Consider the following 6,670-nt stretch of genomic DNA (forward strand, 5'->3'; position numbering starts at 1 on the left):
GGGGGTGCCCCGCGCCCCCCCCCCCGCCCGCTCCCTCCACCGCCTGGCGGCGCGCGTCGGGGCCGGGGGGGGTGCCTCTCCATGCGGCCGGGGGGCCGCGCCCCCCTGCCCGCCCCCGCCCCCCCCCCCCTCCGCCGGGATCAGCGGCCCTGCAACGACTTCGCGTTGTTGCCGAAGGTCCAGTTCCGCGAACCATCCCAGTTGATCGACCAGGTCATGAGACCCTTCAACGCGCCGGAGTACTTTTGCCACGCCTGGGCGACCAGGCCCGGCGACATGTAGCCGCCGCCGGCGCCGGGCTGGGCAGGCAGCCCCGGGACCTGCTTGTCGAACGGGACGCGGATCGTGGTGCCCTGCACGACGAGCCCCTTGTTCAGGCAGTCGGTCTGCTTCGTGAAGCCTTCGACCGTGCCCGCCTGGTAGGAGTCACCGGAGCAGCCGTACATGCTTCCGTTGTAGTACTGCATGTTGAGCCACCACAGCCGCCCGTTGTCGGCGTACTTCTTGACGATCGGCAGGTACGCGCCCCAGATCGAGCCGTAGGTGACGCTGCCGCCGGTGACGTAGGCGGTTTCCGGCGCCATGGTGAGGCCGAAGTTCGGCGGCATCTGGCCGAGCACGCCGTCGATGATGCGCATCAGGTTGGACTGCGACGGCGATGGCGTGGTGATGCTGCTACCCCCGACCAGTCCGGTCTCGATGTCGATGTCGATCCCGTCGAAGTTGTACTTCTTGAGGATCGGCACGATGGTGGCGACGAACCGGTCGGCCACCGCGGACGAGTTGAGGTCGATGCCCGCCGCCGCGCCGCCGATGGACATCAGGATGGTGGCTCCCGCTTCCTTCGCCGCGCACATCTCGGCGGGGGTGGCCACCTTGACCGTCGAGTCCATGCCGTCTTCCCAGAGCACGGTGCCGTCCGACTGGATGACCGGGAACGCCGCGTTGATCACGTTGTAGCCGTGCGCGGCCATCCTGGCGTCGGTGATCGGGATCCACCCCATCGGCGGGTGGACGCCGTTCGCGGCGCCGTCCCAGTTCTCCCAGTAACCCTGCACCACCTTGCCCGTGGGCCTGGACTTCACCGCGCACGTTTCGCCCTGCGCCGACGCGTCCGCCTGGCCCAGCACGACCAGCGACACGGCGGTCGTGGCCGCCAGGCCGATTCCGAGCGCACGTGCTATCCGACCGAACATACCCAGCTCCCATCCGGAGTTTCCTGCTGAAGCGGAGAGCGCGGCGGTCCGGCCCAATGTAGGCGCGCTTTCCCTGCCCTGACTACCTACTATCGGGTGGTCTAGACCAGGTTCGCGGCGACGGTTTCGGCGAAGGCACGGGCGAACGGGGGAAGCGTTTCCCATCGCCGGACACCCCAGCCCGCCGTCAGCGGCGGCAGTTCGGGCAGCGGGACGAGCCGCAGCCGCGGATGCCGGGAGGCGTGCCAGCCGGGCAGCGTGGGCACGATGGCCCGGCCCACTCCCAGCTCCGCCAGCAGGACCACGGTGTCCCAGTCCGCCGCGCCGACCGCCGCCGTCCGCCCGACCCTGTGCTCGGCCAGCTGCGCGTCCAGCTGCGTCTGTGCCGTCGAGTTCTCCGGCAGCCGGATGTGCGGAATTCCTTCCAGCTCGGCCAGGTCGAGGTGGTCGCGGCGGGCGAGCGGGTCGTCGGCGCTGACCGCGAGCGACCACGGGAGTTCGATGAACGGGTGCTGTTCGATCCCGCGGACGGGATCGCCGATCGTGATCAGGGCGAGGTCGGCCTCGTCCGCGAGCAGCGCGGCCAGGCAGGCGCGGCTGGAGACCCGCGTGCGGAACTCCAGCCGCACCTCGGGAAAGCGCTTCCGGAAGGCGAGGACGCCGTCCGCCAGGAAATGCCGGATGGTCGTGGCGCCGGTGGTGACGCGGACTTCGCCGGCGGTGCCTTCGGCGAGATCGCGCAGCCGCCGGACCGCCGAGTCGATGCCGTTGAGGCTGTCACGGGCCGCGGCGTGCAGGAGCCGGCCCGCCTGCGTCGGCACGACTCCCCGGGGCCTGCGCTCCACCAATGCCAGGCCCGCCTCCTGTTCCAGCCGCTTGATGTGCTGGCTCACCGCCGACTGGCTGCGGGACAGGTCACGGGCGACGGCGCTCAGGCTGCCGCGCTCGCACACGGCGATGAAGACACGGAGATCCTCCAAGGTCATAAGACCCAAGCTAAAACTTGGATCTCTGCCAGTAAACCCGAGAATTGACCGGGAGCACCCGCGGGAACACGATGGTGACGGCCGGCCAAGGGCGGCAACCCCGCTCTCCGCGCGAGGAGAGCGGGGTGCCGACCCGAAAGGGAGGGAACGGAATGGACACGCAGCAAGTCGCCACCGCGGTCGCGTTGCTCGACCGGTACGACGCGGCGGAGATCGAGCACCCCGGCGGGACTTTGCTGGCTCATCTGGTCCGGGTCGAAGAACGGCTGGCGCGCTGGGAAGCGCGGCCCGCGCTGCGGCTCGCAGGGCTGTGTCACGCCGCGTACGGAACGGACGGCTTCCCGACGGCGCTGATGCCACTCGGGCGTCGCGCCGAACTCGCGGCGGTGATCGGTGCCGAGGCCGAGGAACTCGTCTATCTGTACGGTGCCTGTGGCCGGGCGGCTTCCTACCCGCGACTCGCCGAAGGCGCGCCGATGGTGGACCGGTTCTCGGCCGACGAGTTCATGCCCTCCTGGCAGCAACGAAGGGACTTCGCCGAACTCACCGCGGCCAACGAGCTCGATCTCGTCTTCGCGAGCGCCGAGTTCGCCCGCCACGCGGGTGCCGGGATTTTGGCTCTGCTGACCCGATTCCGCCCCCTGCTCAGTGAACACGCCTGGCGGGACCACGTCGCCGCGGAGTCCATTGTGGACGGCGAGTGATCAGAGCGGGTTGAACTCGCCCAGCGGTGCCGTGCAGAACGGGCCGCCGACGTACTCGGCGGCGATCCCGGTGGGTGCGGGCCTGTCCGCCAGCTGCTCGGCGTAGGTCTCGGCGTTGTCGAGTGACTTGTAGCCCAGCGCCTCGGCCTCGGTCAGCGAGTAGATCCGCCGGGTGTTGTCCGAGACGCCCCAGATCAGCCGGTATCCCGGCGACGGCGCGGCGAGGCAGGCTTCGAAGAGCCGGGCGCCGTCGTCGGGGGAGAGCCAGGTGGTGAGGCCGCGCGGGCCCAGCGGCAGCGGCGTTTCGAAGCACGAGCCGATCCGGATGACGATGACGTCCATCCCGAATCGCGAGTGGTACAGGCTGCCGAGCGCCTCGATCGCCGCCTTGCTGACGCCGTAGTAGGTGTCCGGGCGGGGCGGGGAGTCCGCGGGCAGGCCGGTGGCGCCGCCCTCGTCGGTGCGGCGGAAGCCGACGGAGTGGTTGCTCGACGCCAGGATCACCCGGGACACCCCGGCCGCCCGCGCCGCTTCGAGCACGGTGTGCGTCCCGTCGATGTTGACGTCGAGGGTGGCCTCCCAGGAATTCTCCCGGCTGTGCCCGCCCAGGTGGATCACCGCGTCCACGCCTTCGCAGGCCGACGCCATCGCCTCGGCGTCGGTCACCGAACCGGTGCGTACCTCGACCGCCTCGCCGGGCTCGGCGGCGGGCTGCGGGGCGAGGTCGAGCAGGCGCAGCACCCGGCCCTCGCGGCGCAGCCTCGGGCGCATCAGGGTGCCGACGACGCCCGCCGAGCCGGTGATCAGCACGCGCTGGTCTGCCATGTGTCGAGGTCCTTTCCAAGGAATGTCCGAAGTGGACGGTGAAGGCGGCGGCGGGGAGTTTCTCAGCGGATACCGGCGCGGCGCAGCTGCCTGCCGAGTTCCGCGGTGGCCTCGGCCAGCAGCTCGCCGACGAGCTTGGCCTCGGCGTCGCTGACCTGCGAGATGGGCATCGAGCAGCTGATCGCGTCGGTGCCGGGGATGCGGTAGGGGATCACCGCGGCCACGCAGCGGACGCCGAGCGTGCCCTCCTCGACTTCCGAGGCGTAGCCACGTTCCCGGGTCGCGGCGCATTCGGCGTGCAGCGCCTCGCGGGTGGTGATCGTGTTCGGGGTGAGGGCGGGCAGTTCGGCGGGCATCAGCTGGTCGATCTCGTCGCGGGTCAGCTCGGCCAGCAGTGCCTTGCCCAGCGCCGTCGCGTGCGTGGGCAGTGTCCGGCCGACACGCGACACGAGATGCGTCGACCGTTGCGCCTCGCGTGTTTCGAGGTAGACGACCTCGGTGCCGTTGCGGCGCGCGAAGTGCGCCGTGAAGCCGGTCTTCTCGCGGATGCGCTCCAGTGCCTCGGTCGCGAATGGGACGACGGCGTCCCGGTCGAGGTAGGCCGTGCCGCAGATCAGCGCGCGGACGCCGAGCCGGTAGCGCGCGGTGTTCGGGTCCGCCTCCAGCCAGCCCGCGTCGAGCAGTGTCCGCAGCAGCCCGTGCAGGCTCGAGCGGGGGAAGCCGGTCCGCGCGTGGAGATCGGAAAGGGACAGCCAGACGTCGTTGGCCGCGAAGGTCTCGATGAGATCGACGGCGCGACGGGCCGACTTGACCCCGGCCGTCTCCTCGGCGCCTGCCGCCCTGGGGGCACCGGCCACCGCGGGACTGTCGGCCTTCTGCGGCATCTGTACTCCTCCAACCGGCCGTTGCCTGCTGACTGTGCCTTGATTTGTGACTGCGGCCATATTAGCGTGCCGAACAGCGTTCTTATGGATGAACATAATCACTATAACAGACTCCGTTCATGGATGTGAACCGCATCGACGTGGACGCGGAAGGGAGTCAGCGGTGCACTTACTCGACTGGGCGATGATGTGCGCTTATTTCGGGCTCATGGTGGTGATCGGCTGGTGGTCGCACAAGAAGGTCGGTGACGTGAAGGACTTCTTCACGGCCGGCGGGAAGATGCCCTGGTGGCTGACCGGGATCTCGCACCACATGTCCGGCTACAGCGCCGTCCTCTTCGTCGCGTACGCGGGGGTCGCGTACACCGACGGCATCACCGTGTACTTCTGGGGCTTCGCCAGCATCGGCATCGGCGTCGCGATCGGCAGCTGGCTGTTCGCCGCGCGCTGGAACAAGCTGCGGTCGAAGCTCGGCGTGGCCTCACCGCTGGAGTACCTCGCCAAGCGGTACAACGTGCCCACCCAGCAGGTGCTGGCGTGGAGCGGCAGCCTGCTGAAGATCTTCGACATCGCCGCCAAGTGGTTCGCGGTCGCCACGCTGCTGAACGTGTTCGCCGGGGTGGACTACAACCTGGGCATCCTCATCACCGGCGTGGTCACCCTCTTCTACTGCACGGTCGGCGGCCTGTGGGCGGACGCGCTCACCGAACTGGGCCAGTTCGTCATCCAGGCCATCGCCGCGATCGTGATGATCGTGGTCGTGCTGGGCAAGCTCGGCGGCGTCTCGGCGCTGTGGACCATGTGGGACAAGCTGCCCTCGGCCCACGTCAACCCGACGACGCCGAAGTACACCACGATCTTCCTTCTCGTCTACGTGCTGGTGAAGACGTTCGAGTACAACGGGGGCATGTGGAACCTGGCGCAGCGGTACATGGCCGCGCCGAACACCCAGGCGGCCCGGCGCGGCGCCCGGCTCTCCTCGGCGCTGTACCTGATCTGGCCGCTGGTGCTGATGTTCCCGATGTTCGCCGCGCCGCTGCTGATCCCCGGCGTCAAGAACCCGAACAACTCCTACGCGATCATGACCACGACGTTCCTGCCGCCCGGCCTGATCGGGCTGGTGCTCGCCGGCATCTTCTCGCACACCATGGCGATGGTGTCCTCCGACGCGAACGCGATCTCCGCGGTCATCACCCGCGACATGATCCCGGTGATGTTCCGCAAGGCCCGCCGGTGGACCGACGTCCAGGGCCTCAAGGCCGCCCGGATCACCACGGTGACCTTCGTGGTGCTGACCATGATCGTCGCGACACAGGCGCAGAACCTGGGCGGCGTGCTGCAGATCGTGGTGAACTGGGTGGCGGCGCTGATGGGCCCGATCTCCATCCCGTTGCTGCTGGGCATGCTGCCCTGGTTCCGCCGGTGCGGGGCGCGGGCGGCGATCGTCTCCTGGGCGGGCGGGCTCATCGCGTACGGACTGGTCTACTACGTGTTCGACGTCAGCCAGACGGCGCTCATCGCGACCCCGGTCCTGGTTTCGCTGGTGCTCTACACCGGGCTGGGGCTGATCGCGCCCGAGCGCAGGGACACCACCGACGTCATCATCGACACCATCGGCAGCGACGACGAGGTCGCCTCGGCGGGTGTGAAGGAGGGCTCCACCGTGCCCGCCTAGCACCCGGCCGCATCCTGGCCACAACCGACAAGGACGAAAAGAGCAGAAACTGATGGCACAGCCCAAGATCGAGCTGGACGGCCTGCTGGCGTTCCCCCTCACCCCGTTCACCGAGGACCTCGAGCTGAACCTCGACGCGTTCGCGGAGAACGTGGAGAGCCACGTGGCCGCCGGGGCCGGCGCGGTGTTCGTCGCCTGCGGGACCGGCGAGCTGAGCTCGCTTTCCCCGGCCGAGCACGCGGCGGTACTGGCGAAGGCGCGTGAGGTGGCCGGCGGCCGGGTCCCGGTCTGGGTCGGTGCCGGCGGCGGGCCGGCCCGCGCGCGGGCGCCCGCGGCGCCCCCCCCCCCCGGGGGGGGGGCGCGCCCGGCGACGACCAGCCCCCCCCCCACCCGCCCCGGC

Annotated in this window: 7 protein-coding genes; 3 read left to right on the plus strand and 4 right to left on the minus strand. The window is 69.9% G+C overall.

Going from position 1 to position 6,670, the window contains the following annotated elements; translation table 11 throughout:
* Nucleotides 1-140: 140 nt before the first annotated feature.
* Nucleotides 141-1,196, minus strand: coding sequence for a chitinase (locus ACFWX1_RS47640; protein ID WP_378396559.1), 1,056 nt, complete (start codon nt 1,194-1,196; stop codon nt 141-143).
* A gap of 101 nt (nt 1,197-1,297) precedes the next feature.
* Complete coding sequence (locus tag ACFWX1_RS47645) at nt 1,298-2,182, minus strand: LysR family transcriptional regulator (protein WP_378396560.1); 885 nt, start codon at nt 2,180-2,182, stop codon at nt 1,298-1,300.
* A 152-nt stretch (nt 2,183-2,334) separates the two neighbouring features.
* Here ACFWX1_RS47645 and ACFWX1_RS47650 point away from each other — a divergent pair, with 152 nt between their 5' ends.
* A complete protein-coding gene (locus tag ACFWX1_RS47650) occupies nt 2,335-2,886 on the plus strand; it encodes a DUF6817 domain-containing protein (RefSeq protein ID WP_378396561.1) in 552 nt (183 codons plus the stop codon).
* Here ACFWX1_RS47650 and ACFWX1_RS47655 read toward each other — a convergent pair whose 3' ends face one another.
* Nucleotides 2,887-3,711, minus strand: a complete 825-nt coding sequence (locus ACFWX1_RS47655; protein ID WP_378396562.1) for an NAD-dependent epimerase/dehydratase family protein — start codon at nt 3,709-3,711, stop codon at nt 2,887-2,889.
* A 62-nt stretch (nt 3,712-3,773) separates the two neighbouring features.
* Complete coding sequence (locus ACFWX1_RS47660) at nt 3,774-4,595, minus strand: IclR family transcriptional regulator (RefSeq protein ID WP_378396563.1); 822 nt, start codon at nt 4,593-4,595, stop codon at nt 3,774-3,776.
* 163 nt (nt 4,596-4,758) lie between these two features.
* Here ACFWX1_RS47660 and ACFWX1_RS47665 point away from each other — a divergent pair, with 163 nt between their 5' ends.
* Together ACFWX1_RS47665 and ACFWX1_RS47670 are read left to right on the plus strand one after the other, a co-directional pair.
* Nucleotides 4,759-6,270, plus strand: coding sequence for a sodium:solute symporter family protein (locus ACFWX1_RS47665; RefSeq protein WP_378396564.1), 1,512 nt, complete (start codon nt 4,759-4,761; stop codon nt 6,268-6,270).
* 52 nt (nt 6,271-6,322) lie between these two features.
* On the plus strand, nt 6,323-6,670 hold a 348-nt coding region (locus ACFWX1_RS47670; RefSeq protein WP_378396565.1), incomplete at its 3' end, for a dihydrodipicolinate synthase family protein.

The organism is Amycolatopsis sp. NPDC059021, from assembly GCF_042739895.1.
GTDB lineage: Bacteria > Actinomycetota > Actinomycetes > Mycobacteriales > Pseudonocardiaceae > Amycolatopsis.

What these genes read in the sequence shown, in the direction of transcription:
- ACFWX1_RS47640 (WP_378396559.1), bottom strand. Translation starts at nt 1,196, where the DNA reads ATGTTCGGTCGGATAGCACGTGCGCTCGGAATCGGCCTGGCGGCCACG.
- ACFWX1_RS47645 (WP_378396560.1), bottom strand. Translation starts at nt 2,182, where the DNA reads ATGACCTTGGAGGATCTCCGTGTCTTCATCGCCGTGTGCGAGCGCGGC.
- ACFWX1_RS47650 (WP_378396561.1), top strand. Translation starts at nt 2,335, where the DNA reads ATGGACACGCAGCAAGTCGCCACCGCGGTCGCGTTGCTCGACCGGTAC.
- ACFWX1_RS47655 (WP_378396562.1), bottom strand. Translation starts at nt 3,711, where the DNA reads ATGGCAGACCAGCGCGTGCTGATCACCGGCTCGGCGGGCGTCGTCGGC.
- ACFWX1_RS47660 (WP_378396563.1), bottom strand. Translation starts at nt 4,595, where the DNA reads ATGCCGCAGAAGGCCGACAGTCCCGCGGTGGCCGGTGCCCCCAGGGCG.